The organism is Sphingomonas sp. MS122, from assembly GCF_049532975.1.
Taxonomy (GTDB): domain Bacteria; phylum Pseudomonadota; class Alphaproteobacteria; order Sphingomonadales; family Sphingomonadaceae; genus Sphingomonas.
Genome location: NZ_CP186695.1, coordinates 3,384,225 through 3,410,489, shown reverse-complemented (window position 1 = coordinate 3,410,489; position 26,265 = coordinate 3,384,225). Strand labels below are relative to the sequence as shown.

Annotated in this window: 19 protein-coding genes; 10 read left to right on the top strand and 9 right to left on the bottom strand. The window is 65.2% G+C overall.

The features are described 5' to 3' along the window. The first annotated feature begins 13 nt into the window (after positions 1-13). The 4 genes from ACO227_RS16580 (at position 14) to ACO227_RS16565 (ending at position 3,989) form a co-directional block, all read left to right on the top strand. Positions 14-508 carry an Hsp20 family protein gene (locus tag ACO227_RS16580; RefSeq protein ID WP_423603222.1) on the top strand — a complete coding sequence of 165 codons (495 nt, stop codon included), beginning with the start codon at positions 14-16 and terminating at the stop codon, positions 506-508. A gap of 85 nt (positions 509-593) precedes the next feature. After that, on the top strand, positions 594-1,100 hold the full coding sequence (locus tag ACO227_RS16575; RefSeq protein WP_423603221.1) for an Hsp20/alpha crystallin family protein: 507 nt from the start codon (positions 594-596) through the stop codon (positions 1,098-1,100). Positions 1,101-1,820: 720 nt separating this feature from the next. Next, positions 1,821-2,924: a Gfo/Idh/MocA family protein gene (locus tag ACO227_RS16570; RefSeq protein ID WP_423603220.1), complete on the top strand. Its 1,104-nt coding sequence runs from the start codon at positions 1,821-1,823 to the stop codon at positions 2,922-2,924. A 132-nt stretch (positions 2,925-3,056) separates the two neighbouring features. Next, the gene (locus ACO227_RS16565; protein ID WP_423603218.1) at positions 3,057-3,989 is read left to right on the top strand and encodes an SMP-30/gluconolactonase/LRE family protein; all 933 of its coding nucleotides are present in this window, start codon (positions 3,057-3,059) and stop codon (positions 3,987-3,989) included. Between the two features lie 22 nt (positions 3,990-4,011). Here ACO227_RS16565 and ACO227_RS16560 read toward each other — a convergent pair whose 3' ends face one another. Next, complete coding sequence (locus ACO227_RS16560) at positions 4,012-6,111, bottom strand: alpha-glucuronidase family glycosyl hydrolase (protein WP_423607391.1); 2,100 nt, start codon at positions 6,109-6,111, stop codon at positions 4,012-4,014. A 115-nt stretch (positions 6,112-6,226) separates the two neighbouring features. On the opposite strand from ACO227_RS16560, the gene ACO227_RS16555 reads away from it, so the two are divergent. The 3 genes from ACO227_RS16555 to ACO227_RS16545 are packed head-to-tail and all read left to right on the top strand — an operon-like array spanning position 6,227 to position 11,215. Beyond that, entirely contained in the window at positions 6,227-8,635 is a 2,409-nt protein-coding gene (locus ACO227_RS16555; RefSeq protein WP_423603216.1) for a glycoside hydrolase family 3 N-terminal domain-containing protein, read from the top strand. Continuing rightward, positions 8,635-9,870, top strand: a complete 1,236-nt coding sequence (locus ACO227_RS16550; protein WP_423603215.1) for an SGNH/GDSL hydrolase family protein — start codon at positions 8,635-8,637, stop codon at positions 9,868-9,870. The genes ACO227_RS16555 and ACO227_RS16550 overlap by 1 nt, the downstream gene beginning before the upstream one ends. A 16-nt stretch (positions 9,871-9,886) precedes the next feature. Beyond that, the gene (locus tag ACO227_RS16545) at positions 9,887-11,215 is read left to right on the top strand and encodes a Gfo/Idh/MocA family protein (protein ID WP_423603214.1); all 1,329 of its coding nucleotides are present in this window, start codon (positions 9,887-9,889) and stop codon (positions 11,213-11,215) included. Positions 11,216-11,300: 85 nt separating this feature from the next. Here ACO227_RS16545 and ACO227_RS16540 read toward each other — a convergent pair whose 3' ends face one another. From ACO227_RS16540 to ACO227_RS16515, 6 genes are all read right to left on the bottom strand, one after another. Further along, positions 11,301-12,167, bottom strand: a complete 867-nt coding sequence (locus ACO227_RS16540) for an alpha/beta hydrolase (RefSeq protein WP_423603213.1) — start codon at positions 12,165-12,167, stop codon at positions 11,301-11,303. A 172-nt stretch (positions 12,168-12,339) separates the two neighbouring features. Then, on the bottom strand, positions 12,340-13,458 hold the full coding sequence (locus ACO227_RS16535; protein WP_423603212.1) for a glycoside hydrolase family 43 protein: 1,119 nt from the start codon (positions 13,456-13,458) through the stop codon (positions 12,340-12,342). A 32-nt stretch (positions 13,459-13,490) separates the two neighbouring features. Next, positions 13,491-15,044: an alpha-N-arabinofuranosidase gene (locus tag ACO227_RS16530; protein WP_423603210.1), complete on the bottom strand. Its 1,554-nt coding sequence runs from the start codon at positions 15,042-15,044 to the stop codon at positions 13,491-13,493. 89 nt (positions 15,045-15,133) lie between these two features. Further along, the gene (locus ACO227_RS16525) at positions 15,134-17,809 is read right to left on the bottom strand and encodes a glycoside hydrolase family 3 C-terminal domain-containing protein (protein WP_423603208.1); all 2,676 of its coding nucleotides are present in this window, start codon (positions 17,807-17,809) and stop codon (positions 15,134-15,136) included. Between the two features lie 46 nt (positions 17,810-17,855). Continuing rightward, positions 17,856-19,394 carry a tryptophan halogenase family protein gene (locus tag ACO227_RS16520; RefSeq protein WP_423603207.1) on the bottom strand — a complete coding sequence of 513 codons (1,539 nt, stop codon included), beginning with the start codon at positions 19,392-19,394 and terminating at the stop codon, positions 17,856-17,858. Between the two features lie 62 nt (positions 19,395-19,456). After that, positions 19,457-22,447, bottom strand: coding sequence for a TonB-dependent receptor (locus tag ACO227_RS16515; RefSeq protein ID WP_423603205.1), 2,991 nt, complete (start codon positions 22,445-22,447; stop codon positions 19,457-19,459). 207 nt (positions 22,448-22,654) lie between these two features. On the opposite strand from ACO227_RS16515, the gene ACO227_RS16510 reads away from it, so the two are divergent. Beyond that, on the top strand, positions 22,655-23,338 hold the full coding sequence (locus ACO227_RS16510; protein ID WP_423603204.1) for a SapC family protein: 684 nt from the start codon (positions 22,655-22,657) through the stop codon (positions 23,336-23,338). Then, positions 23,335-24,345, top strand: coding sequence for a cupin-like domain-containing protein (locus ACO227_RS16505; protein WP_423603202.1), 1,011 nt, complete (start codon positions 23,335-23,337; stop codon positions 24,343-24,345). Before ACO227_RS16510 ends, ACO227_RS16505 begins: the two co-directional genes overlap by 4 nt. An 86-nt stretch (positions 24,346-24,431) precedes the next feature. On the opposite strand, the gene ACO227_RS16500 is transcribed toward ACO227_RS16505, so the two are convergent. Next, complete coding sequence (locus ACO227_RS16500) at positions 24,432-24,683, bottom strand: helix-turn-helix domain-containing protein (protein WP_423607389.1); 252 nt, start codon at positions 24,681-24,683, stop codon at positions 24,432-24,434. 247 nt (positions 24,684-24,930) lie between these two features. Here ACO227_RS16500 and ACO227_RS16495 point away from each other — a divergent pair, with 247 nt between their 5' ends. After that, on the top strand, positions 24,931-25,608 hold the full coding sequence (locus ACO227_RS16495) for a FadR/GntR family transcriptional regulator (protein ID WP_423603200.1): 678 nt from the start codon (positions 24,931-24,933) through the stop codon (positions 25,606-25,608). Here ACO227_RS16495 and ACO227_RS16490 read toward each other — a convergent pair. Then, positions 25,598-26,110: a gluconokinase gene (locus ACO227_RS16490; protein WP_423603198.1), complete on the bottom strand. Its 513-nt coding sequence runs from the start codon at positions 26,108-26,110 to the stop codon at positions 25,598-25,600. The genes ACO227_RS16495 and ACO227_RS16490 overlap by 11 nt on opposite strands. Positions 26,111-26,265: the final 155 nt, after the last annotated feature.

The window sequence follows — 26,265 nt, the reverse complement described above, 5'->3', positions numbered from 1 at the left end:
GGAGGACCTGGATATGAGGACCAATTACGACTTTACGCCGTTCCGGCGCTCCACTGTCGGGTTCGACCGATTGTTCGACCTGCTCGAGAACGGCCTCACAACGCAGATCACCGACGGCTATCCGCCGTTCGACCTCGTCCGCGACGGCGAGGACCGCTACCGCATCGACATAGCGGTGGCGGGCTTCCGCCCCGACGAGATCGAAGTGACCGCGCAGCAGAACATGCTGCTCGTCACCGGCCGCAAGAAGGACAACGACGACAGCCGCTATATCCATCGCGGCATCGCCGCGCGCGACTTCGAGCGCCGCTTCGGCCTGGCGGACTATGTCCAGGTGAAGAATGCGGACCTTCAGGACGGCATGCTCTCGATCGAGCTGGCTCGCGAGATCCCCGAGGCGATGAAGCCGCGGAAGATCGCGATCGGCTCGAGCGGCGACAACGCGCGCCGCGTCGAGGACGCCACCTCGAAGGGCAGGGAAGAAACCAGGCAGCTCGAAACTGCCTGAGACCGAACCGGACCCGCCGCGCCGTAAGGGCGGCGGGCCCTCGCCAGCCAATGGGAGATGAATTCCAAGGAGAAGAACCATGGCAATGCGTGATCTGATTCCGTGGCGCCGCGAGGAAAGCACGGCGCCTGCGCTGTTCCGCGACGACGAGCGCAGCCCTTTCGTCCAGCTCCGCCGTGAGATGGACCGGTTGGTCGACGACTTCTTCCGCGCGCCGCTGCTTGGCGGCACGGCGCTGTCGCGGGGCGCCGGTGTCGGCTGGCCGAGCCTCGAAGTAAAGGAGACCGACGACCGGGTGACCATCACCGCCGAATTGCCGGGCCTCAACGAGAAGGACGTCGAGCTCACCGTCCATGACGGCGTGCTGACGCTGCGCGGCGAGAAGAAGAGCGCACACGAGGACAAGGACCGCGGCTGGTCGGAGCGCTATTACGGACGCTTCGAACGCTCGGTCGCGCTGCCTGACGGCGCCGACGAGAGCAAGTGCGAAGCGGACTTCCGCGACGGCGTGCTGACCGTTCGGATGCCCAGATCGCAGGAGTCGCGCCGCGGTCGGCGCATCCCGATCGGCACCAGCGCGACGCATCATTGATCGTTGCGGTGCGTGCCGGCCGCTAGCGCCGGCACGCACCGCTGTCGCGATAGACAGCAAAATGGACCGAGAGCAATCGAACCGAACCCGGCACGCTTTGCCGAACGGGGATCGACGCGGGCACCTACGACCCGCGCGACATGCCCGTGGTCATCGCCAGCGTCGAGCGCTGCCACGGAACGGCTATCTTCACGGCGTAAGTAGCTGTTTTCTCTAGGAGAAGGTGGTGGACGCACTAGGGCTCCAACCTAGGACCCGCTGATTAAGAGGCTCCCGGAGTGGCATATTAGGTAGCATTAACAGGTACTTGGCTGCATCCGTGTATGATCAGCTGCTCAATATGCCACAACGGATAACAATGCACGACAATGCTCAACGGCACAAAGTCACCTACATTGAGCTTAAGGACCCCAGGCAGGTTTGTGCCTCATGGGTCGCCATTTGAACTGACCAAAGCGAACCTCGAGTTCTTCGTTCCAGCAGTTCGGGCAGCTGACGCATATGGCATTGTAAGCATGTCGAGCCCGCTGTCGCGGTGCGCGCCCGGCACCTGAGTGCGTCTCCGTTTCTTTCCTTGAGCGCGGAATCGTCTAGGTTCGAGAATGACGGAAGGAAGCGGACGATCACCCGTGTGCCGCAACGAACTGGACTTGGTGCGGCGGGCGCATATCCGTGCGACGGGCGTGTTCGAGATGGAAATATGCGTGAAGGAGACGGAGCATGAGCATCGTTGCACGCCGGAAGGTGCTGGGAGGCATTGGCGCGGGCCTCGCCGCGGGCGCGTTGGGCGGCGCATCCGCTTGGACGCAGGGCAAGCGCAAGCTCGGCTATGCGGTGGTCGGCCTCGGCAGCTATGCGACCCAGCAGATCATGCCGCGCCTCGCCCAGTGCGAGTTCGCCGAGCTCAGGGCGCTGGTCAGCGGCATGCCAGAGAAGCTCGAGAAATTCGGCGCGCAATATGGTATCCCGCGGACGCATTGGTACGACTATCGCGGCTACGATCGGATTCGCGACAACCCCGATATCGACCTGGTTTATGTCGTGCTGCCCAACAGCATGCACGCAGAATATTCGATCCGCGCCAGCCAGGCGGGCAAGCACGTCCTATGCGAAAAGCCGATGGCGGTTTCCGCCGCCGAATGCGAGGCGATGATCGCGGCGGCACGGGCGGCGCGTCGCAAGCTGATGATCGGCTATCGCTGCCACTTCGAGCGGTACAACCTCCACGCGGTCGAGCTAGTGAGATCGGGCTTTGCCGGGCGGCCAACGCTGATCACCTCGGAACATGGCTTTTATGCCCGGCCCGGCCAATGGCGGCTCGATCGCGCCCTTTCGGGCGGCGGTTCGTTGATGGACATCGGCATCTATAGCCTCAACGCCGCGCGCTATCTGTCCGGCGAGGAGCCGGTCGAAATCAGCGCGATGGAATCGACCGACCGCGATGACGAGCGGTTCCGTACGGTCGAGGACCGCATCGATTGGCAGATGCGCTTCCCCTCGGGCGCAATCGCCAATTGTGTTTCGAGTTACAGCTCGGGCCACAACGCCTTCCGCGTCACCGGGAACCGCGGCTGGGTGGAGCTGGAGCCGGCCACATCCTATGCAGGGCACCGCATGCGGACTCGCGAGGGCGGCCGGATCAACGACGTGACGCTGCCGGCGCCTGCCAAGGATCAGTTCGTTGCCCAGCTCGACCATCTGGCGGAAAGCGTGCTGTCCGGCACTGCGTTGCGCGCATCGGGCGAAGAGGGGCTCAGGGACATGCGGCTGATCGAGGCGATCTACCGGTCCGCGCGCGAGCGCCGGGCGATCACGCTCGCATAATTGGCGAGCCGGGGCACGCTGCTGCTCTGGCGCTTTGCCTGATGAAAGGGAACGTTCGTGACGACACGCCGGGGACTGTTGGGAAGTATCGCTGCACTTCCGTTCGCGTCCGCTTCGGCGCTGGGCAAGAGGGTGGGGGGCATCACCCGCTTCGATCCCGAGCTCGACCAGATAATCGATCCGGCGAGTCCGATCGAGGTGATCGCCACCGGCTTTCGATGGACCGAAGGGCCGGTCTGGGTAAAGCAGGGGGCGTATCTGCTGTTTTCCGACGTACCCGCCAATATTGCCTATCGCTGGGAGGAAGGCGAAGGCGCACGGCCCTTCCTAGATCCCTCCGGCCTTGCCGGCCCAATCCCCGCGGGGATTCGAGAGGCTGGATCGAATGGCATGACCCTCGATGCGCAGGGCGCGTTGCTCATCGCGGATTCGGGCACGCGCGCCATTGTCCGTCTGGACCTCGCGACCAAACGCCGGACGGTCCTAGCGAGCCACTATGCCAGGCACCGGTTCAACAGTTGCAACGACGTGGTGATCGGGCGCGGCGGGACGATCTACTTCACCGACCCGCCCTATGGCCTGAGTGAAGGCGACGCCTCGCCGCTCAAGGAGTTGGAATTCAATGGCGTCTACCGTATGCGTCCGAACGGCAGCGGTCTCGCCTTGGTCGAGCGTCGCCTCACGCGCCCCAACGGCATCGCCCTCTCCCCCGCGCAGGATCGGCTCTATGTCAGCAATTCCGACCCCGCCGACCCGCGCATCTTTGCGTGTCCGCTCGCTGCAGACGGCTCGCCGGCGGACAGCTTGGCACCATTCGCCGACTTCACAGCAGAGGTCGCAAGGAAGCTGCCCGGCCTTCCCGACGGGCTGAAGGCGGCGCGGAGCGGGCATTTGTTCGCGACGGGTCCCGGCGGTGTCCACATCCTCTCCCCCGCGGGCCGCAAGCTCGGCCTGATCGCGACCGGCAAGGCGATTGCCAATTGCTGTTTCGGCGAGGACGGCCGGTCGCTTTTCATGACGTCGTCGGACTCGGTCGCTCGAGTAAGGCTGCGCATTTCGGGATAGCTTGTGCGCGAAAGTGAGAAGCTCAATGCGGGTTGCCGGGCGCGAACGGGAAGCTTTGCGCCTTGTACCACTCGAGATCGTGCTCGGGCGGGCGCACGCCTTCGGGCAGCGGCAGCTGGTTGAGCGACATCCAATAGGCGATGCTGGCATCGCGCCACCAGATCGCCTCGCGCTCCTGCACGCGCAATAGTGCGGCCTGCTTCTCCCAGCGCCCGGCGTCGATCCTGGGCTTGAGCGTGTCCCACTGGCGCCGCAGATCGCCGACGGTGGCGACCCCGCGATCATAGCGCCACACCAGCTCCGCCCATAGCGTGCGGCCGGTCGAGACGCGATAGGTCCATGGCAGGTGGTGGAACCACAGCAGCTCATTGAGGGGCGTCTTCCCGGGATCGGTATAGATCCGCGCGATCGACGGGGCATATTGCGAGATGGCGTTGCTGCCGCTGCGCGTGCGATCAAAGCCGATGCCGGTGCGGCCGGCACGGTGATAATAGACGGGGTTCCATTCGGGCCGTTTGAGATCCGTGATCCACGGCCCCGGTCCATAATGATGGCCGATTGCAAACAAATGGGCGAGGCCAAGCGCGCCGGTATAGTCGACCACCGCCTCACGCGAAGCGATCATCATGCGGGTGACGATATCGATCAGCGCCGGATCGTTGCCGAAGGTCTGCGCCGTCCATTCGCGCGCAATCGCCTCGGCGCCGAGCCCCGGATCCCATGCCATCCGCCCGAAGACATACCAATTCGCCTGATTGAAGGTCGAACCGGTCCAGTCGCGCGCATTGCCGATATTGGCGACGCCCGCCATGCCGGTCAGCCGCGGGCGCGCGCCCTTCCCGGTGAGGACGCTCGCCACGGTCTCACCCGCCCGCCCGCCGGTGCGGGCGTCGAGCACTTCCTCGAACAACGGGCCGAGATAGACAAGGTGACTGGCGAAGCCGAGATATTCCTTGGTGATCTGGAATTCCATCATCAGCGGCGTTGCCGGCATGGCGCCGAAAAGGGGGTGAAAAGGTTCGCGCGGCTGAAAGTCGATGGGGCCGTTCTTGACCTGAACGATGACATTGTCGGCGAACTTGCCATCGAGCGGCTTGAACTCGGTATAGGCCTGTTTCGCGCGATCTTCGGGATCGGTGTCGGCATAGACGAAGGCGCGCCACATCACGACGCCGCCGTGCGGCTTCACCGCCGCTGCGAGCATGTTGGCGCCGTCGGCATGGCTGGCGCCGTAATCGCGCGGGCCCGGCTGGCCTTCACTGTTCGCCTTGACCAGAAAGCCGCCGAAATCGGGGATCGCGCGATAGATCTCGTCGGCCTTGGCCTTCCACCAGGCGGCGACTTGCGGATCGCGCGGATCGGCGCTCTTCAGCCCGCCAAGCTCGACCGGCGCCGAGAAGCGCGCAGAGAGATAGACCCTGATGCCATATGGGCGGAACACGTCCGCCAGCGCCGCGGCTTTCGCGATATAGAAGGGGGTAAGGCTTTCCGCCTTGGCGTTGACGTTGTTGAGCACGCTGCCGTTGATGCCGATCGAGGCATTGGCGCGCGCGTAATCGACATAGCGTGGATCCTTGACGTCCGGCAGGTTCCACCAGTCCCATAGCGAATGGCCGGCATAGCCGCGCTCCACCTGGCCATCCAGATTGTCCCAATGGTTGAGCAGGCGCAGCCGCACCGCTGGCGCCGAGACGAGATCGATCCGCTCGATCGAGCCGCCGGTTCCGAGATGCCGCAATAACGCGAAGGCGCCGTAGAGAATGCCGCGATCGCTGTTGCCGGTGACCAGCGTGACCATTCGGCCGCCAATCGCGGCGCGACGAACGATATAGCCTTCGTCCCCGAGCGAAGTGGTGCGCAAGCGAAGCGGAGCGAGTGCCGTATCGCTGGCCCTGGCAAGCATCACGGGACCCGCGGCAGTCCCCAGCCCGCGGCGCAACTCGTCGCGTGCGACCGCGAGCGTCGGCGAATCGCCGCGCGTCTCGACCGCAGCATCACCGGCGGAAGCATGGCGCAGCCACAGGTCATAGCCGTCATCGAGAGGTGCTGCAGCGATCGGCGGTGCGCTGGCGAACAGCCCGAGCAACAAGGCAATCACTCCGGCAAAGGCCCGCGCCTTCATCGCATCCTCCCATCGTTCTTCCACGGCCGTTGACAAGCTCGGTTCTGGCCAGGCATGTTATCGCTATCATAAGGGCGGCTTCAACAGCAATGTCGCCTCGAAGGAGGGATATTGCATGCGCGACGGTCGAGCTGCCACAGGTGCGCCGAAGCTGTCGCGGCGAAATCTCCTGCGCTGGAGCGGCGCGGCCTCCTCTCTGGCTTTCCTTCCCTTGACCGCGCGTGCGGCGGCGACAGAGCCGGTCTATCGCGACCCGCGCGCGCCGATCGACCGGCGCGTCCGCGACCTCATGTCGCGCATGACGCTGGATGAAAAGATCGCGCAGCTCGTCACCCTGTCCCGGCGCAAGCGCGAGGTGATGGATGCGGCGCTCGCCTTCGACTCCGTCAAGGCCGACGCAGCGCATCCGCACGGGATCGGCCAGATCGCCCGGCCGTCGGATCGGGGCGGGGCGGCGACCGCGGACAACAGTGCGGCCGACGGCACCGGGCGGTGGCGCCGGCCCGCCAACACGATCGCCTTTGTCAACGCCGCGCAGAAATGGGCGCGCGAGCGCACGCGGCTCGGCATCCCGATCCTGTTCCACGAAGAGGCGCTGCACGGCTATATGGCGCCGGAGGCGACGAGCTTCCCGCAGGCGATCGCGCTCGCCGGCACGTTCGACCGCGGCCTGATGCAGCGCGTGAGCGCGGTGATCGGGCGCGAAGTGCGCGCCCATGGCACGGTGCTCGCGCTGTCGCCGGTCGTCGATATCGCGCGCGATCCGCGCTGGGGCCGCATCGAGGAGACCTTCGGCGAGGACGCCTATCTGTGCGGCGAGATGGGCGTCGCGGCAGTGCGCGGGCTGCAGGGCGACAGCAAGATTCTGGCGCCAGGCAAGGTGTTCGCCACGCTCAAGCACATGACCGGCCACGGCCAGCCCGAGAGCGGCGTCAACGTGGCGCCCGCGCCGCTCGCCGAGCGGGAATTGCGCGAACGCTTCTTCCCGCCCTTCCGCAAGGTCGTGGCGCAGACCGCCGTCGCCGCGGTGATGCCCTCGTACAATGAGATCGACGGCGTGCCGAGCCACGCCAATCGCTGGCTGTTGGGTGACGTGCTGCGCGGTGAATGGGGCTTCGACGGCGCGATCGTCAGCGACTATGCCGCGATCGGCGAGCTGGCGACCTTCCACAAGGTGGCGCCCGACCTGGCCGGCGCGGCGCATCTGGCGCTGCTCGCCGGGGTTGATTGCGACTTGCCCGACGGAGAGGCTTATGGCGGGCTCGCGGCGCAGGTGCGCGCGGGCAAGGTGCCGATGGCGCTGATCGATCGGGCGTGCCGCCACATGCTGACGCTCAAGTTCCGTGCCGGGCTGTTCGAGGCGGGGCCGGTCGATCCGCGCGCCGCAACACGGCTGACCGCCAATGGCGAGGCGCTGGCGCTGGCGCGCGAGGCGGCCGAGAAGGCGATCACGCTGCTCACGAACGACGGTACGCTGCCGTTGACCCCGGGCGCGCACAAACGCGTGGCGGTGATCGGGCCCAATGCCGCCATCGCGCGTCTCGGGGGCTATTCGTCGATCCCGCGCAACCCGGTATCGCTGCTTGAGGGCGTGCGCGCGCGGCTCGCCGGCAAGGCCGAGGTGGTGCACGCCCAGGGCGTGTTCATCACCCAGAGCGAGGATCGCAGCGCAAACGAGATCCTGCTCGCCGATCCCGCGCGGAACCGCCAGCTGATCGAGGAGGCGGCGGCGCTGGCGCGTACCGCCGACGTCATCCTGCTCGCGATCGGCGATACCGAGCAGACCAGCCGCGAGGGTTATGCCAAGAATCACCTCGGCGACCGCGCCGATCTCGACCTGGTCGGGGAGCAGAATGAGCTGTTTGCCGCGATGAAGGCGACGGGCAAGCCGGTGGTGGTGGTTGCGATCAACGGCCGGCCCCCGTCCTGGCCGGCGGTGGCGGCGGGCGCCAACGCGATGCTCGAATGCTGGTACATGGGGCAGGAGGGCGGGCATGCCATGGCGGCCGCGCTGTTTGGTGATGTCAATCCGGGCGGCAAGCTGCCCGTCAGCGTCGCGCGACATGTCGGCCAGGTGCCGGTCTATTATGATGCGAAGCCGTCGGCACGGCGCGGTTACCTGTTCGAATCCACCGACCCGCTGTTCCCGTTCGGCCATGGCCTCAGTTACACCCGCTTCGAACTCGGCAAGCCGCGCCTGTCCGCGCCGCGCATCGGGGTCGGCGGCAGCGTCACGGTCGAGGTGGACGTCGCCAATGTCGGCGAGCGCACCGGTGACGAGGTGCTGCAGCTCTATATCCGCGACCAGGTCGCCTCCGTCACGCAGCCGATCAAGGCGCTCCGTGGCTTCGAGCGCGTGACGCTGCGGCCGGGCGAGCGGCGCACGGTGAAGCTCGAGCTTGGTCCCGACGCCTTTGCCATCTGGAACGACCAGATGAAGGAAGTGGTCGAGCCCGGCGTGTTCGAGATCATGACCGGCCCCGACAGCCGGAACCTCCGGGCCGTCACGCTCGAGATCGCTTGATGCGCCGTTCCCATCGTGCCGCCTTGTTGATCGGATCGACGGTGCTCGGCTGCATCGCGCTTGTCTCGGCCGTTCCCGCCGCCGCGCAGGCGTGTCCGTGGCGTGCGGCCTGGACGTCGGCGCAGATGCGCCCCGATGCCGCCAATGCGCTGCCGGCCGAGGCGCTGGCGGACACGACCTTACGCCAGATCGTGCGCAGCTCGATCGCCGGCAATCAGGTGCGCGTGCGCATCTCGAATGTGTTTGGAGACGCGCCGCTCCGCATCGGTGCCGTGACGATCGCACGCTCGGCCGGAAACGGGAGCGCACGGATCCATCCGCAGACGCTGCGGACGCTGCGGTTCGCGGGCGCGCCCGGCGCGGTCGTTCCGCCGGGCAGCGACTGGTTGAGCGACCCGGTCACGCTGCCGATCGGCGCATTCGACGACCTCGCCGTCAGCATCCGCGTGATGGATGCGCGTGGCGCGCAGACCGCGCATCCCGGCTCGCGCGCAACCTCCTATCATGTCCAGGGCGACATGACCGCCGCGACCGATCTTCCGGCCGCGACTCGCATCGACCGCTGGCACATGCTGTCTGGCATCGAAGTGACGAGTTGCACGGCGCGCGGCGGCATCGTTGTGCTGGGGGACTCGATCACCGACGGCCGCGGCTCGACGACTAACGGCAATGATCGCTGGACCGATTTTCTTGCGCGGCGGCTCGGCGGACGCCGGGCCGTGATTAACCAGGGGATCGGCGGCAATCGCGTGCTGCTGGACGGACTGGGGCCCAGCGCGATGGCGCGGCTGGACCGCGACGTGCTGGCCCAGCCCGGCGTCGCGCATCTGATTCTGCTCGAAGGGGTAAATGACCTCGGCACGCTCGGCCGCGACAAGCCCGCGACGGACGTGCAATATCGCGCGCTCGTCGCACAATTGACAGGGGCCTATGCGCAGATCGTCGCGCGTGCCCGTGCGCGGGGGTTGAAGGTGCATGGCGCCACGATCCTGCCGTTCATGGGCAACGACTATTATCGTCCGACCGAAGCTGCTGAGCGCGCCCGCCAAGCCATCAACCAATGGATCCGCACGTGCGGCAATTTCGACAGCGTGATCGACTTCGATCATGCGCTACGCGACCCCACGCGCCCCGCCTATCTTGCCCCGCAGTTCGACTCGGGGGATGGGCTGCACCCCAATCCCGCCGGGTTCCGCGCGATGGCGGACGCCGTGCCGCCGACAATCTTTGGATAATCGAGGAGAGACCAACATGACCGCCAGCTTCGATCGCCGCACTCTTCTCGTCGGTGGCCTCGCCGCTTCGGCCGCTACGCTTGCGCCGCTTGGCCAGGCCTTCGCGCAGGGCCGCCGCCGCGTGTCCGCCAACGACAAGATCCAGGTGGGCCTGATCGGCTGCAAGGGCATGGGCTGGGCGAATCTCACCGCGATGATGAAGAACGCCGACGTTACCCCCGTCGCCCTCTGCGACGTGGATGCCAGGGTCCTCGCCGAGCGCGGCGCGGAGCTGCAGAAGGTTTCCGGGCGCGCGCCTCGGCTCTACGACGACTACCGCCGCATGCTCGACGACAAGTCGGTGGACGCGGTAATCATCGCCACGCCCGACCACTGGCACGCGCTCCAGCTCATCGACGCGATGTCGGCGGGCAAGGACGCCTATTGCGAAAAGCCGCTCGGCAACTCGATCGCCGAATGCCGCGCCATGGTCGCCGCCAAGCAGCGCCACGGCCGCGTGATCCAGGTCGGCCAGTGGCAGCGCAGCAACCAGCACTGGGCGGATGCCATCGCCCATGTCCATTCCGGCGGCATCGGCCGTGTGCGCAAGGTCAAGGCCTGGGCCTATATGGGCTGGATGAAGAACATCCCTCCGCAGCCGGATCAGGCGCCGCCTGCGGGGGTCGATTATGACCGCTGGCTTGGCCCGGCTGCGCAGCGCCCCTTCAACCCCAACCGCTTCCACTTCACCTGGCGCTGGTATTGGGACTATGCCGGCGGCCTGATGACCGACTGGGGCGTCCACCTGATCGACATCGCCCTGCTCGGCATGAAGGCTCAGGCGCCGAACTCCGTCAGCTCGCTGGGCGGCGCCTATGGCTATCCGGGCTCGGCGATGGAGACGCCGGACACCCAGACCGCGATCTTCGATTTCGGCAATTATTCGGTGGAGTGGGAACATGCGGTCGGCATCAGCCGCGGCCCCTTCGGCGGCGGCGACCATGGCGTGGCCTTTGTGGGCGAAACCGGCACGCTGGTGGTGGACCGCGACAAATGGTGGGTCTCGCCGGAGATGCGCGACGGCCAGCCGCTGACCCGGGAAATTCCTGTCACCAAGGCGTCGGACAAAGGGCTCGATCGGCATATGGCGGATTTCGTCGCCTGCATGAAGGACCGCTCGCGCACGCCCGCTTGCCCGATTGAATCGGCCGCCAACACGGCCATCGTCTGTCAGATGGGCAACGTCGCCTGGCGCACCGGCCGCAAGGTCCATTGGGACGCCGCGACGGGCCAGTTCAAGGATGACGCCGAAGCCAACGCCCTGATCACGCCCCGCTACCGCGCCCCTTACCGCCTGCCGGCGTAAGGGACCGGGCACGGGCATGACCTGGATCGAAGCCGCCCTTTGGCGCGGCTGGTGCCGATCGCGCGAGCGCGAGGCTCGCTAACCGCTAACGGGCCGCCTTCAGGTAACCGTGCATGGCCAGCCAGCGGGCGAACGCATCGAACCAGCCGGTGCTCGTCGTCTCCTTGGGGTACATGCCGAAGCCGTGCCCGCCCTGTTCATAGAGGTGGAATTCGACGGGGCGCTTTGCCGCCTTCCAGCTCTCGATCAGGCCGAACCCGCCGTTCGCGAATATGGGATCATCCGCGGCGAGCGCGACGAACAGCGGCGGCGCGTCCGCCGGCGCCGCCACCGGCGCGAGCGGGCCGTAGATATTGGCGATGAACGCCGGCTTCGCGTCCTCGCCCGCAAGCGTGGTCGCCATGGTGAGCATCGCGCCCGCGGAAAAGCCGATCATGCCGATCCGGTTCGGATCGACGCGCCACTCGCCGGCCCGGCGGCGGATGAGCGCGAACGCCGCGCGCGCATCGGCGATCTGCGGCGCCAACCGCACCCGCGCCTGTTCGGGATCCGCGCGAGGTGGGCGGGCGGCGCCCGAGAACAGCTCGCGCATCGAACGCTCGAACGCCGGCATGTCACTCGGCGTCGGATTGAGGCGGTATTTCAGGACGAACGCCGCGATGCCGCGCGCCGCGAGCGCCCGGGCGACGTCCCAGCCCTCATTCTCCATCGACAGCGTCCGAAAGGCCCCGCCGGGCGCCACCACGACCGCGGCGCCGGTCGCCTTCGCGGGATCGGGCAGGAACGGCGTGAGCGTCGCGATCGTGACGTTGCGGGCGAATGTGCTGCCATATTGGGTATGCCAGGTCTCCTTGGCGGTCGTTCCCGGCAACGGACCGGTTCCAAGCTCGATCACGTCCGGCTGGGCCGGAATCTCGATTGGCGTCATCCGATCGTCTTGCGCTCGCGCCATACTGATCGGCGTCAGGCCAATCGCCAGCGCCGCCGCAATCAGTCGCCCAGGCCATCGCCGGATCGAGCCGGCGGCTCCCATCGGGCTGTGATGATTGCTCATGCCTCTCTCCACTCTGTTCTGTCCGTCCTTGCGCGGGAACGGGATGCTTCTCTCGAGCACCGACAATCCATCAGGGACGAAACGGGTTGATCATCGGGATCGTGCCGTCGGCGTTGAACTTGAGTTCGGTCACCTTGGCGCTTCGCAGATGGTTTTTGTTGCTGAGCTGCGTATCGTGATAGAACAGCCACCACTTGCCGTTCCATTCGATGATCGAATGATGCGACGTCCAGCCCTGCACCGGTGCGAGAATATGGCCCTTGTAGATGAAGGGACCGTAGGGATTGTCGCCGATCGCATAGTTCACGAAATGCGTGTCGCCGGTCGAGTAGGTATAGTAATATTTCCCGCCCCGCTTGAAGACCCATGATGCCTCGAAGAAGCGCCGATCGTGATCGCCGCCCTTCACCGGCTGGCCCCTCTCGTCGAGGATCACGGCGTCGCGCACCGGCTCGGCAAAGGTCTTCATGTCGGGATTCATGCGCACGACCTTGCCGGAAATGGCGGGCTGGTCGTCCTGCATCAGATCGGTGTCCGAGCCGTTGGGATCGTAGACGCCATTCTTCCAGCGCTGAAGCTGGCCGCCCCAGATACCGCCGAAATACATGTAGCTGGTCCCGTCGTCGTCGGTGAACACCGCCGGGTCCATCGAAAAGCTTCCCGGAATATAGTTCGGCTCGGGGACGAAGGGTCCCATCGGGTTCTTGGACGTAGCGACCCCTATGCGGAAGGCGCCGAGGCCGTTCTTGTCCTTCGATTTGTCGCGGGCGGGGAAATACAGATAATAGGTGCCGTTCTTATAGGCGGCGTCGGGCGCCCACATCTGCTGCGAGGCCCAGGGAACGTCCTTTACGTCGAGCGCGACCGGGCCGATCGTCACGGGTCCGCCGATCTGGTCCATGCGCAGGACGCGATAGTCGCGCATGGCATATTGATTGCCGAGATCGTCGTCGGGAACGCCGGCATCGATATCGTGGCTGGGATAGACATAGATCTTGCCGTCGAAGACGTGCGCGGACGGGTCCGCAGTGTAGATTTCAGTCACCAGTGGCTGCGCCAGATACTGCCGGCCGTCGGGCGCCCGGGTGGCGCTGGCGTTCGCTTCGGTTTCGGCGCGATTGTCGGCGCCGCTATTGCAGGCCGCCAGGCACACACTGAGGATCGCGAGGGGGATGGTTGCACGTCGCATCGATTCTCTCCTGTATTTGGCCGTCACGCCGCTCAGTTCAGCTTGAGCACCACCACCGATTTCGCGGGGAGCGTCGCTGAAAGCCGCCCATCAGCGATGGTTGCCCCCCCGAACGTCGTCGGCGCGACGATATTGGGTTGGTCGAAGCTGTTATGCGCATCCATTGCGCCAGCGGTAAGCACGCGCCCGGTCACCGCCGTTGCCTGCACCCCGCGAAGATCGATCGTGACCGGAAACGCCCGGTTCGGATCGACATTGACCAGCGCGACATGCACCGCGCCCGCGGTGTCGCGTACCGCGGACACGCTGATCGCGGGGATCGCGACCTCGTTCTTGTGATACCAGGGTGCCTTGAGCTCGACCGGAAGGCTCGTTGCGCCCTGCCATGGCGTGTAGAGATCGAACACCCAATAGGTCGGGGTCTTCACCATGCGCGGCCCGTCGGTCAGCAGCATCGCCTGAAGCACGTTCACCATCTGCGCGATCGCCGCCATCTTCACCCGCTCGGCGTGGCGAGTGAAGATGTGGATATTGAGCGCCGCCACCATCGCGTCGCGCAAGCTGTTCTGCTGCTGCAGGAAACCGGGATTCGACCCCGGCGCCGGATCGTACCAGGTGCCCCACTCGTCGACTGCGAGCATCACGCGCTTTTGCGGATCATATTTGTCCATGATCGCCGAATGCTTGGTGATGAACTCATCCATCTGCAGCGTGTGCTGAAGCGTCGAGGCCCATTCTCGCTCGGGGAAGCCGAGCGCCGGACCCTTGTCCTCCCATTTCTCGTCGCGCGGCCGCGTGTAGAAATGCAACGCCAGGCCGTCGATGTGCTTGACCGACATCTTCATCATCGTCTCGGTCCACTCATAATTGGCGTCCGAGGGGCCGCTCGCGATCTTGAGCATCTTACCGGTGCCGGCCTTGGCGAAGGTGATGTACCGGTTGGTGAGGTCGGCGGCATATTCGGCACGCATGTTCCCGCCGCAGCCCCACAATTCATTGCCGATGCCCAGATAGTGCACGCCCCATGGCTCGATGCGCCCATTGGCGGCACGTTCCTTGGCAAGCATCGTCGTGTTCGCCGGGGCGGTCATATACTCGACCCATTGCGAGGTTTCCGCGGGCGTGCCGCTGCCGATATTGGCCGAGACATAGGCTCGCGCACCGAGCCGCTCCGCCAGTCCCATGAACTCATGCGTGCCGAAGCTGTTGTCCTCGTTCACGCCGCCCCAGTTGGTGTTGATCTTGACCGGGCGGCGGCTGCGCGGGCCGATCCCGTCGCGCCAGTGATATTCGTCCGCGAAACATCCGCCGGGCCAGCGCACCATCGGCACCTTGATCGCCTTCAGCGCTTCCAGCACATCGCGCCGATAGCCCTTGTCGTTGGGAATGGAGGAGCGCTCGCCGACCCAGATCCCGCCATAGATGCCGGTGCCGAGGTGCTCGGCGAACTGTCCGAAAACGTCAGGATGAACCTGTGGCCCGGGACGGTCGGCTTGGACCGTCGCGGTGGCCGCTTCGGCCTGCTGCGCTATAGCCGGGGCGGTGATATACGTGGCCGTCAGCGACAATGCGGCGATAGCGGCCATACGGTTCGAGCGGGCGGCGCCGCAGAGCTTTGTCACAATCGATGTCGTCACGATGATCCTCTCGCTGATTGCCCCTGGGGGCCGTCGTTTCATTTGGGCAGTTCCTGCGGCTTCTCGACCGTGAAGGTCGCGCTTTCGCCTGCGACGGCAGTTCCCGGCTGACCTGATCCGACCGTCACGCGATAGCTGCCGGGCGCGACCCAGCGCACGCCATCCGGCGTAACGCTTGAGATATCGCGCGACGACAGGTCAAAGGTCAGCGCCTTCGTCTCGCCCGGCTTGAGCGAGACGCGCTGAAACCCGCGCAAGGCGATGCGCGGTATTCCGGGACGCTGCGGAAAGGCGAGATAGAGCTGCGCGACCTCATCGCCCGCGCGCGCGCCGGTGTTGGTGAGATTCATGATGACGGTGATGCCGCTCTGCGCGCCATCGCGCGCCGCTCGCACCTTCACCGGCCCATAGCTGAAGCTGGTGTAGCTGAGGCCATGGCCGAACGGATAGACTGGCGTGCCCGTGAAATAGCGATAGGTCCGCCCCTTCATCGAATAGTCGTCGAAGGGCGGCAGATCATCGACGCTCTTGTAGAAGGTAAGCGGCAGACGCCCCGACGGGTTGGTCCGTCCGGTGAGGATGTTCGCCGCGGCGGTTCCGCCCGCTTCTCCGGGATACCATGCCTCCAGAATGGCGGCGGCGTGATCCTTGCCCCACTGCAGGTTGATCGGGCTCCCGTTCATCGCGACGAGGATGATCGGCTTTCCGGTCGCGCGCGCCTGTTCGAGCATGGCGAGCTGATCGCGCGGCAGATCGAGCGAGGTCTTGTCGCCACCCGAGAAGCCTTCGATCTTGAACGAGGTTTCCTCGGCTTCCATGTCGGAGGTGAGCCCGACCACGGCGATCAGTGCGTCGGCGCCCGCGGCGGCGCGCTTGAGGCCGGCGTCCGGCGTGCCTGATATGCGTTTCCACACCAGATCGGAGCCACCGCCCTCGATCGTGAAGGGATAGCGTTTGCCGGCGGTGAGCTGGAACGTCGTCAGGCTGGGGAGGTCGTTATATTTGGCCTTGCGGCGATCCGCGATCATCCGGCCATCGAACTGCAGTGTCCCGCCAGGGCCGGTCAGACCGATGCGATAGGTGCCGGTTTCGGGCGGAACGAGAAATCCCGAGAACACCCTGCGGTGGACATCGGCCACCCGCGCCAGCTCCAGCTGGCGATCGCCGACATCCGGCTCGATCCGCGTCACGACCGGCTCCGCAGCATATCGGACGCTTTGCAGGAGCTTGTCGCGAGTCCCGGGCGCGAACTTCGCCGGCACCGGCGTGGTCGGGTTGTAGTAGCGCACGAGCACGCCCGGCTGCCCGTCGGGCGTGCGCAGCGCCGATGTCGGCACCCGGTCGCCATCGGTCACCGATTCGCCGAAGGGGACCAGCGTCACGTTGGAATCGCCGAGCGCCGCGCGCAATCCGTCGACGATCGAGACCGGCCGCCCCGTCAGCGTCGAGGAATAGTTTCCGCGCAGTACCCGCGTCGCGTCGCCGAGCGGCCCGATCACCGCGACCCGGGTATCCGGCTTCAGCGGCAGCACGCCTGAATTTTTGAGCAGGACCATCGACCGTTCGGCTGCGCGGAGCGTGAGCTCGCGATGCTCCGCCGCGCCGATCGCGCTGACCGGAACGGCAGAAGGCGCATTCGCCACGCCGCGCAGGTCGCCGGTGCGGTAGCGCGCGGCGAAAAGCAGCACGAGGCTCTCGTCGATCTGGCTTTCGGTCAGCAGCCCGCGGGCGAGCGCATCGCGATAGCGGTTCTCCAGCCCCGCGGTATCGGACAGCGTGTTCGTGTTGCACTCATTGTCCACGCCGGATCGGAGCGCGATGGCGACGCCCGCCGCCGCGTCGGGTGCATATTTGTGGTTCTCGTCGATGTCGCGCACCGCATCGCAATCGGAGACGACATAGCCCTTGAACCCCCAGGCCTCGCGCAGATGCTCCTTCAGCAGCAGGTCGCTCGCGCACGCCGGCTGACCATCGACGCGGTTGTACGCGCACATGATCGATCCCGCGCGCGCCTCGACGATCGCCGCGCGGAACGCGGGCAGATAGGTGTCTTCAAGATCATAGGGCGAGGCGTAGAAATTGTCGTGGTGGCGCGTGGCCTCGGGTCCGCTGTGAACCGCGAAATGCTTCGGCGTGGCGATCACATGCGGACGGTCCGGGTCGGGGCCTTGCATCCCCCGAATGAAGGCCTTGCCGATCTCCGCGGTCAGGAACGGATCCTCGCCATAGGTTTCCTGCCCGCGCCCCCAGCGCGGATCGCGGAAGATGTTGATGTTCGGGGACCAGGTGTCGAGCCCGGTTCCGATCCGCCCCAGCCGCCCGGTCTGGCGGGCCAATGTATGGAAGGCGCGCACCTCCATGCTGATTGCGCCCGCGACCTGTCCGACCAGCGGCGCGTCGAATGTCGCGGCCAGTCCGACGGGTTCGGGAAAGTTGGTGGTGGGGATCGGCCCCAGCGCGCCATGCAGCGACTCCGTCCACCAATTATATGCTGGGATATCGAGCCGGGGGATTGCGGGCGCGGTGTTGAGGAGCTGGGGCAGCTTCTCCTCGATCGTCATCTTCGCCACGAGTTCGCGCGCGAGGCGGATCGCCTCGTCCGGGCGGCCGCGCTCCTCCTGCGCCGCTGGTGGCGGCGGCGCAGCTTGCGCGGCGGGCAGCGCCGCCGCCGAGCCGAGCCATGCGATCATCACGCGCCGAACCACCATGCACATTGGTCTCTTCTCCCTCTTGCGGCGCGCCCTTTCGCTCAGCGCATAATCATACCGGCTGCATGCCGTGCTGGGCGATCTTCTCGAGCAGCTCGCGATGGCGCGGCAGGCCGGCCATCAGGCGTGCGGTCTGGGCACGGTTCTCCCGCCAGGCGCGCTGGGCGAGCTCGGCATCGGTATCGCTGGCGCCCCGCGGCACCTCGGTGCGGTGCCCCATGCCATAGAGGACATATTGATAGCTCGCCGCCGGGAAGACTTCCTCCGCGCGATCGAATTCGTCGTGCAGCCATGGCGCCTGATACTTCCACAGCTCCATCAGTTCCCGGAGCCGATCGGGGATCGTTTCGGGGCGCCTGTTGTCGCGCCAGAAGTCGCTGTCGGTGCGCTGGGTCAGCGCATAATGGAGCTTGAGAAAATCGATGATCCGTCCCCATCGATAATGGGTCGTCTCGTTGTAGCGCCGGGCGAGGAAGTCCATCACTTCGCGATTGGGCGGAAGCTGCTCGGCGATCATCTTCGCCGACAGCTCGATCAGGACGATCGCGGAGGCTTCGAGCGGCTCCAGGAAGCCGGCTGCCAGGCCGACCGCCACGACATTCCCCTTCCAGAAAGTTTCGCGATGCCCCGAGCGGATGGGTATGCGGCGCACGGCAAGGTCGCCGGCCGCGGGTCCGATATAGGCGCGAAGCTCGTCTTCGGCTCGCTCCGCGCTGATGTGGCTGCTCGAAAAGACATGGCCGACGCCGCGCCGCGTCGGCAAGCCGATATCCCAGATCCAGCCAGCCGATTGCGCCGTCGAAATGGTATGGCAGGCAACCGGATCGGCCTCGTCCGCATAGGGGACCTGAACCGCCAGCGCCGTGTCGCAGAAGAGGATGTCGCTGCATTCGCGGAACGGAACGCCCATCGCCTCGCCGATCAGCAGCGCGCGGAACCCCGTGCAGTCGACGAACAGGTCGCCCTCGATCACGGGCCCCTGCGCGGTTTCCAATGCCGCCACGTCGCCATTCTCCGCCATGCGGACATCGGTCACATCGGCCACGACATGCTGCACGCCCAGCGTTTCGCAGCAATGCCGCTGCAGGAAGCTCGAGAATTTCCCGGCATCGAGGTGATAAGCGTAGTTGGCGAGCGCCTCATATTCTGGCGTGGCGATGGTCTTCGGCGCAAGGCCCGCGTCGCATAACTGCCCTTGCGGGGTCACCGCGTCACAGAAGCTGCCTTCGCCATCGGCCAGCCAATGGGGAACGAGATTCACGCGCGCGAAGCTCTGCGGCAGCATGAGCGGGTGATAATAGCCGTCGTCCGAAGCGCCGGTCGTCCATCGGTTGAAGCGCGCGCCCTGCTTGAACGCGGCATCGCAATGGCGAAAGAAATCCGTTTCGCGCACACTGATCCGGCGAAGCGTAGTGCGCAGCGTCGGCCAGGTGCCCTCGCCGACGCCGATGATCGGAATGTTGGGGGATTCGACGAGAGTCACGCTGAAACCGTGGGGCTTCCGCGCGTGATGCCGGGCGGCGATTACGCCAGCGGTCAGCCAGCCAGCCGTGCCGCCCCCAACGATAACGATACGCTTCACTTGCTGCATGGGATCACAGTCGGAAAAGGCGGCAGGGCGCGGGTGACCGCGCCCCGCCCATCAGGGGAGCCCTAGTAGCGGAAACGCAGGCCGAGCGTGTAACGCCGCCCGTAATCGAATACGTCCAGCATCTGGTTCGAAAAGCGCCCATGCGTGCTCTGCTGGTTATTGGTGATATTCAATGCTTCAGCGAAGACGCTGAAGTTCCTGTTGAAATCATAGCTTGTGCTCAGATCGATCTGGAAGCTTTCGTCCACGAAGGTTGGTTCTGCGCCGAACGAACCGGTATTCTGGTTCTGGCCGAACTGGAGCAGATATTCGTCACGCCAGTTGACCGCGGCGCGGATCTGGAACCCGTCCTTGTCATAGAAACCGACGAAGTTGGCGGAATTGGCAAGACCCGTGACCGCGAATCCGGTCTGCGAGAGATCCTGGTCGTCATAGGGCCGGTTGGTGTTGACGAAGGTGGCGTTGGCCTGGAAGCCGAAGCCGGAATCTCCGAACACATGCTGCCACGCGAGTTCGATGCCGCGAACCGTGGCATCCGGCCCGTTGACCTGTTGGGTGACCGAGAAGATCGCAGGCCGCCCGGTCGTGGGATCGATGACGTCGTTGATCTCCTGTGTGGTCACGCCGCCGACGATGAAGTTGCTGACATTCTTGAGGAAGGCATTGACCGAGAGATAGGAGTTCCTCTGGTAATACCATTCGGCGGCGAGATCGAAATTGTCGGCCAGATAAGGCCGCAGATTCGGGTTGCCGCCGTTCGCGGTCAGCGCGCCGATACGCTGGCCGGACCCTACGTTGAGCACTGGATTGAGCAGGTTGAGCGCTGGCCGCGTCAGTGTGCGCGAGGCGCTCAGGCGGACCAGGAACTCCGGCGTGATCTCGAGCCGCGCGTCCACGCTCGGGAGCAGGAAGGAATAGTTGCTGCTGCTCTCGATCGGCTGGGTTGGTCCATAGGACACGGTGAGCAACGTGGGATCCGCGGTGCTCGTGGCGATCGACGTCGGCAACCGACCCTGGCCGATCGAACGAAGATTGGTGGTCTCGTTGCGCACTCCGGCGTTGAAGTGGAACGGCATGCCCGCGATCTCGGTCTTGAAATTGACCCGCAGGAAAAGCGACCAGGTCCGTTCGCGCACATTCATCACGCTTCCGGGGTCAATCTGCTCATCGAACGTCCCGGTGAACCCGTTGACTGATCCGTAGTTGAATCCCGGGATGACCTGGGTCTGCGGATTTCCGAGGCCCGTCAGGTAGTTCTGATAGGCAACCGGACTGAACAGGAAGACTGACGGCGGCAGGCTGCCCTTATAGCCCGGAATGAAATCAGCGAGGCTGATGCTGCCCTCGTACAGGGAAGCGGGCAGGGGGGCGATACCGGTGGTTCGACCCGAAGGCGTGCCATAGCCGGCATAGGCCTGCCAGAAATTGTTGGTGAAGGTGCTCTGGTTCAGGAAGTCGAACGTGTCCTGGTAGAACTGACCACCAAATTTGACGGTGAGATCATCCTGCTCCCAGGTGCCTGCCGCGCGGAACTGCCACAGCTCGTCGGTGTTGCGCTGGGTCTGGTTTACGGTGACGTGCGAGCCAATCAGTGCCTGGTTTGCCCAGTTCGCGGCATTGCCCGCCGGCCCGAAATTGGCGATGGATGGGAACGCGTCCTTGCTGTCGCCATCCACGATGAATTGCAGGTTGGTGCCCAGCGCGCCGCCATATCCGATGTCGGCGTTGAGGCTTCCGACATGATCGCCCGGATTGCGCCAGCTCTTCGCATAAGCGCCATCGACCTCGAAGCTCAGATTCTCCGAAGCGTCGATCTTGATGTTCAGGCCGGTCTGATTGGTCTTGAGGATTTCCTTGTTCAGCGCCGAGGTGAAGTCCGTCGGGCTGCCCGCCTGGGTGAAATTGACGGCCGTGCCATTTTCGTCCTGCTCGACGTTGCGCAGATCGGTCTGGTTGAACCAGACGCCGAACGCGTAGTTCTCCGAAACGACTTCCTGGCGCGAGAAGTTGTTGTCCAGCGTGACCATGATGTCGTCGGAGGGCTGCCATTGGAGTGCGAGACGCGCGTCGATGCGCTCGTCGCTCACGCGCTGTTGCTCCGCACCATATTGCTGCGGGAACCAGCCCGGAATGGTGCGCGCGTTGGACGCGGTCACACCGGGACCGGGATTTGCTGGCGCGCAGGTCGGGGCCGTGCTTCCGGCAAGCTGGCACGGCGCGAAATTGCCGCCCGGCCAACCGTTGACGAAGACGCGGTTGGTGTCGGTGTCGCGCCGCGTGTAGATGACGTTGGCCAGCACGCCGAACGTGTCATTGAACGTGTTGCTGACGAGAAGGCCGGCCGTGGGGACGATCTTCCCGGCGCGGTCCTGAATCGAACCCGAGGCGGTGGCCGCCACACGAAAGCCGGGGCGATCGAACGGCTTGGGAAACTGAATATCGACCGTGGCGCCGATCGCGCTCGCGGAAAGCGACACATCCGGCGTCTTCAGAACGCTCAGCTGACCGATGAAATCGACACCGACCGTGCTGAAGTCGATCTGGCGTCCGCCCGTCGCGGTCGAGATGCGCCGCCCGTCATACAGGGTCGTATTGAAGTCGCCGCCAAAGCCGCGCACCGTGATGCCGGTCGGCTCGCCGCGCGCGCCGCTGCGCTGGATCGATACGCCCGGAAGGCGCTGGAGCGAGGCCGCGACGTTCGAATCGGGGAACTTGCCGATATCCTCGGCCGAGATCACGTCGACCACACCGGGCGACGTCCGCTTGACGTCCAGGTTGCGCTGGAGCGAGCCACGCAGGCCGGTGATGACGATTTCGTCGGTTTGGGCTTGTCTGGCGCGATCGTCCGCCGCGGCGGGATCGGTTTCCTGGACCGGGGCTGAAGGCGTTGTGGATCCTCCCGCCAAGGGCGGAGTCGCCGGTCCGGTAGGGGCATCGCCGCCATCCCGCGCCAAGGCCGGAGCGGCCCATGCCAGCGCCGCAGCGCTCGCACCCAAAGAAAGGATGTTAGCGCTAACAATTGAGCTGATTTGTGCAGGCCGAATCTTAAACATGCCCTTCTCCCTCTCCAGGCCGCCCCCTTATGCTTAGAGGGCCTGACCTATCCCCGACGAGCCGCGTGCCACATCGCCGTCCGACGAGGGACAGCTGACCTAGGTTGCCAGGTTAGCGCTACCATATCCCAATCAGTAACAAATGCAAGCTTTTGTCGGAGTATTCATGCTAACCTGCCGCCGTTCACGTTGGAAAGGGATAAGCGAATGGGAAGGCTGGAGTTTCTGGACCACACGACCCATGCGAATCTCCGTCTGGACACGCACAACGCGGCAAATCGAAACTTTGTGCAGATCGTGGCGACCGAGTTCCTTCCGGCCATGCACGACTACCCGATCCTATTCACGAAGGATCCCGAGTCGGGCGCCTTTTATGCCGGTGCCGTAATGGGGCTGGAGCCGGGGCAAAACCTGCTCGCGAACGATGGCTCACTCCCCGGCTATCGCCCCGCCGATCTCGTGCGGCAGGGCTTTTTCCTTTCGGACGGGAAGATCGCGATCGACCCGGACGAGCTCGTCTTCGCTGCCGATGGGGAGCCGCTTTTCGACGCTGCCGGACAACCGAGCGAGACTCTCAAGCGCGTCCAGCGCGCGATGCACATGCTGCATCATGGGCTGCCCGAAACCTGCGCAATCATTGATCGCTTTCTTGCCCATCACCTAATCGAGCCGATCGACATTACGCTCGATTTCGACGACGGGGACAGGCTGCGGCTGGAGGGACTTTACTCCGTCAGCCTAGATTCGCTGCACGCGCTGCCGGACGACGCCGCGCTCGATCTTTTCCGGCGGGGCGATCTTCAGATCGCCTACGCGCAAGCGGCATCAATCCAGCACATTCGGCGCTTGGCGCGCATGCGTAACGATCGCCTGTTCGCCAGTCTCACATGACCGTCGCGCTGCCCGTTGCCGACGCGGATGAACTTACCGACTACGCGGCGTTCCGCGCCCGTATCATGACTCCTGGCCGGCCCGTCCTGCTGCCAGGCGCGGCGAGATCCTGGCCACTGCTGTCCGGAACCGGCGCGAACGGTGTGATCGAGATGCTCAACCGCCTCGATGCGGGAAGCGAGGCCGAAATCTTCATCGGCAAGGCCGAGATCGAAGGACGCTATGATTATGCCCCAGCGCTTGCCGGGTTCAACTTCACGCGCGAGAATATCGCCGTCGCCGAGGGCCTCCAGCGCATCGCCGATAGGGCTGGCGGGCACGATGGACAGGCGCTCTATATGGGCTCCTTGCGGTCGGAACGGCATTTCCCCGGCATCGAGGCATACACCCGTCTCCCCTTTGTTCCTGATGCGGTGAAGCCGCGATTCTGGGTCGGGAACGCCTCGCGCGTCGCCTGCCACTACGACACGATGGATAATGTGGCGTGTGTCGCGGCCGGCAGGCGTCGGTTTACCCTCTATCCGCCCGAAGCGATCGCCGATCTCTATGTCGGTCCGATCGATCGCACCATAGCAGGCCAACCCATTAGCCTGTCCGCTGGCAGCGAGCCGGGCGACCCGCGCTTTCCCCGCTTCGAAGCGATACGCGATTCCGCCCTGGTGTCCGAGCTTGAGGCGGGCGATGCGATCTACATTCCCAAGCTCTGGTGGCATCAAGTCGAGGCGCTGGACGATCTCAACGTCCTGGTCAATTTCTGGTGGGACGGATTCGCCGCCGGCTCCGATCCGCCCTATGCGGCGATGCTGCTCGCGATGATCACCCTAGCCGAGCGACCGGCGAGCGAACGCGCGGCTTGGCGTGCTTGGTTCGATCATTATGTGTTTCGGCTTCATGGGCATCCACTCGCCTTTCTTCCGGAGGAGCAGCGCGGTATTCTCGGCCCACTGACGGGTGGGAACTACCAGCGCCTTCGGACGGTCGTCATGCGCCTGCTACGGGGCGCCTGACAAGCGTCTGCAGCGTCAGTCTCATGGTCGAGGTTTTGCAGTCGGGTCATCTGCACCGTCCTTGGCAGGCATGGCGGGGCCGGGGCTCAACCGAGAGCGATCCGGTCCAGGGACCCGGCTACGACGGCCACCTGAGTGCGATTGCGGACCTTCAGCTTGCGCATAAGCGCCGTCATGTGCGCCTTGACGGTAGACTCGGCGATCCCGAGTTCGAACGCGATCTGCTTGTTCATCAGGCCTGAGTGGACACCCTGAAGAACCTTGAGCTGTGTGGGGGTGAGCGTGGCCGGAAAATCGGGGGGCGCCCCGCGGTCAAGGTCGGCTTGCGCGAAATGCATGCTCATCGGTCCATCCTCCTCTCGCGGACGGATGACTGATCTGGCGTCAGCATCGATTGCCCGCAGCCGAAACTTAGAAGGATTGGTCCGACAGATTCAAGTGCATATTTGGACTTTCGGCGAGAAATAGGGGAGGGGAGGCGCGTTTTCTGCACAATCTGTCGGACAGATTAAGCCAGGCTTTTCCGATTGCCCTTGCTCCAGAACGGCGTCCATAGGATAGGTGCGCGATAAAGGAGGGGCGCCTATGAGCCACGCAAGGTTGGCCGATCGCGCCTATGCGGGCATCGTTGAGCTTATCAATTCGCGTTCCCTGCAGGTCGGCGATCGGCTCCCGTCCGAATCGGGCCTGGCCGAAATGCTGGGCATGTCGCGCACCATCGTGCGGGAGGCGCTGGCGCGGCTGACGTCCGACGGCTTCACCGAGACGCGACGCGGGGCGGGCTCCTACGTCAAGAGCCGCCCTTCGGATCGGCTGGCGGCCTTTATGCCCTGGGCGGAGATGCCGACCACCATGGGCAGCTACGAGGTGCGGCTGGTGCTTGAGGCGGAGGCGGCCCGGCTCGCGGCCCAGCGTCGTTCCAGCGAGGCGATGGCCGAGATCGAGCAGGCGCTTGAAAATCTGCGCGGGGCGCTGCTGTCCAGTGCGCCGGCCCATGAGGAGGACCTCGCCTTTCACCGTTGTGTCGCCGAAGCGACCGCGAACGATGCCTTCGCCGCCGCCTTTAATGCGCTGGAGCACGATATCGACAGGATCATGCGGGCTGGCGTCGACATATCCCGGTCGCGTGCGCCCGAGGTGATCGAAACCATGTTGCGCGAGCACGAGATGATCGTCGAGGCAATCCGCGTGCAGGACCCGGAAGGTGCAGCGCTCGCCATGCGCTGGCACCTCTGGGAGGGGCGCAAGCGGCTTATGCCCTGACCTGCAGGCTCGTCAGTCGGTCGATCGTCATTCGACACAGCGCCTCGGGCGACACGTTGCCGAGCAGGACGAGGACGGGCTCATCCGCCGATGGCCGCTCGAGCGTCGCGAACTGGCTGTCGAGCAAGCTCGCCGGCATGAATTCGTGCGTCCGCGCCGTCAGGCGCCGCATGATCTCCTCGCGGCTATTGTCGAGCATCACGAAATGGGTCCGCGCGGGGATCGCGGCCCGCAACCGGTCGCGATAGGCACGGCGGAGCGCCGAGCAGGCGACTACGATCGTTCCTTCGCTCGCTACCGCGCTCGCGGCCGTCTCGCCGATCCGGTCGAGCCAGGGCCATCTGTCCCCGTCGGTGAGCGGGTCGCCGCGGCGCATCTTCTCGATCGCAGCGGCGTCGTGAAACATGTCGCCTTCGAGAAAGCGGCAGCGCAGCCGCTCCGCCAGCAACGCGCCGACCGTCGATTTGCCACACCCGCTAACCCCCATGACGATCACCGCCATCGGCGTGCTGCCGCTTTGATTGGCGTTCTTCCGCAAGATCGTCGCCTCTGCCCAGATCGGCGGAATTCCGCCACTGACAACGCTGAAATAGCGGCTCTTCCACACTTGGAAATACGACCTTGGTAGCAGGTGACCTTGCCCCACTTGCGCCGTAA

What these genes read in the sequence shown, in the direction of transcription:
- ACO227_RS16500 (WP_423607389.1), bottom strand. Translation starts at nt 24,683, where the DNA reads ATGCATTTCGCGCAAGCCGACCTTGACCGCGGGGCGCCCCCCGATTTT.
- ACO227_RS16535 (WP_423603212.1), bottom strand. Translation starts at nt 13,458, where the DNA reads ATGCGACGTGCAACCATCCCCCTCGCGATCCTCAGTGTGTGCCTGGCG.
- ACO227_RS16555 (WP_423603216.1), top strand. Translation starts at nt 6,227, where the DNA reads ATGCGCGACGGTCGAGCTGCCACAGGTGCGCCGAAGCTGTCGCGGCGA.
- ACO227_RS16495 (WP_423603200.1), top strand. Translation starts at nt 24,931, where the DNA reads ATGAGCCACGCAAGGTTGGCCGATCGCGCCTATGCGGGCATCGTTGAG.
- ACO227_RS16510 (WP_423603204.1), top strand. Translation starts at nt 22,655, where the DNA reads ATGGGAAGGCTGGAGTTTCTGGACCACACGACCCATGCGAATCTCCGT.
- ACO227_RS16540 (WP_423603213.1), bottom strand. Translation starts at nt 12,167, where the DNA reads ATGGCGCGAGCGCAAGACGATCGGATGACGCCAATCGAGATTCCGGCC.
- ACO227_RS16490 (WP_423603198.1), bottom strand. Translation starts at nt 26,110, where the DNA reads ATGGCGGTGATCGTCATGGGGGTTAGCGGGTGTGGCAAATCGACGGTC.
- ACO227_RS16560 (WP_423607391.1), bottom strand. Translation starts at nt 6,111, where the DNA reads ATGAAGGCGCGGGCCTTTGCCGGAGTGATTGCCTTGTTGCTCGGGCTG.
- ACO227_RS16515 (WP_423603205.1), bottom strand. Translation starts at nt 22,447, where the DNA reads ATGTTTAAGATTCGGCCTGCACAAATCAGCTCAATTGTTAGCGCTAAC.
- ACO227_RS16550 (WP_423603215.1), top strand. Translation starts at nt 8,635, where the DNA reads ATGCGCCGTTCCCATCGTGCCGCCTTGTTGATCGGATCGACGGTGCTC.
- ACO227_RS16505 (WP_423603202.1), top strand. Translation starts at nt 23,335, where the DNA reads ATGACCGTCGCGCTGCCCGTTGCCGACGCGGATGAACTTACCGACTAC.
- ACO227_RS16545 (WP_423603214.1), top strand. Translation starts at nt 9,887, where the DNA reads ATGACCGCCAGCTTCGATCGCCGCACTCTTCTCGTCGGTGGCCTCGCC.
- ACO227_RS16525 (WP_423603208.1), bottom strand. Translation starts at nt 17,809, where the DNA reads ATGTGCATGGTGGTTCGGCGCGTGATGATCGCATGGCTCGGCTCGGCG.
- ACO227_RS16520 (WP_423603207.1), bottom strand. Translation starts at nt 19,394, where the DNA reads ATGCAGCAAGTGAAGCGTATCGTTATCGTTGGGGGCGGCACGGCTGGC.
- ACO227_RS16575 (WP_423603221.1), top strand. Translation starts at nt 594, where the DNA reads ATGCGTGATCTGATTCCGTGGCGCCGCGAGGAAAGCACGGCGCCTGCG.
- ACO227_RS16570 (WP_423603220.1), top strand. Translation starts at nt 1,821, where the DNA reads ATGAGCATCGTTGCACGCCGGAAGGTGCTGGGAGGCATTGGCGCGGGC.
- ACO227_RS16530 (WP_423603210.1), bottom strand. Translation starts at nt 15,044, where the DNA reads ATGGCCGCTATCGCCGCATTGTCGCTGACGGCCACGTATATCACCGCC.
- ACO227_RS16580 (WP_423603222.1), top strand. Translation starts at nt 14, where the DNA reads ATGAGGACCAATTACGACTTTACGCCGTTCCGGCGCTCCACTGTCGGG.